Origin of the sequence: Microbulbifer okhotskensis (genome assembly GCF_023895975.1) — a bacterium.
In the GTDB taxonomy this organism is placed as follows: domain Bacteria; phylum Pseudomonadota; class Gammaproteobacteria; order Pseudomonadales; family Cellvibrionaceae; genus Microbulbifer; species Microbulbifer okhotskensis.
In genome coordinates this window covers 1-380 of record NZ_JALBWM010000415.1, presented here as the reverse complement: position 1 = coordinate 380, position 380 = coordinate 1, and the positions used below count along the sequence as shown (strand labels likewise).

At 51.6% G+C, this 380-nt stretch carries 1 protein-coding gene; it reads right to left on the bottom strand.

What is annotated here, in order from left to right; all coding sequences use genetic code 11:
- A partial coding sequence (locus MO867_RS22735) for a NinB/YbcN family protein (RefSeq protein WP_252473405.1) occupies positions 1-345 on the bottom strand: 345 nt, incomplete at its 3' end.
- Positions 346-380: the final 35 nt, after the last annotated feature.

The following is a 380-nucleotide window of genomic DNA, read 5'->3' as shown; positions in this document are numbered from 1 at the left end:
GCGAAGCATTTCGCCTTTCTCGCCGCTGGCGGTCTTGTAGCGTTTCCCGTTTGCATCAAGCCCCAGGTGTTGACTGACAAATAACTCGTGTGCGTCCTGACCATTGAACGGGCGTTGCCCGTAGGGCTTGCCGCCTTTCATGCAGAGAGGCATGGTTGCACCTCTCGCTGCCATCCATTCGGCTGTTTGGCTCATCCACATACGCCAAGTTTTCTTCATGCGCCAGCTGTTAGGGTTGTGCTGATTCCACTTGAATTTCCAGGGCTTGCCTTTAAGGTCTAACCCTTTAATGAACTCAAGCAATCGTGACCTGCTAAATTCATCGCGGACTAGCTCTTCTGTCATTTGCCCTACTCCAACCCAATCAAAAACCAAACACC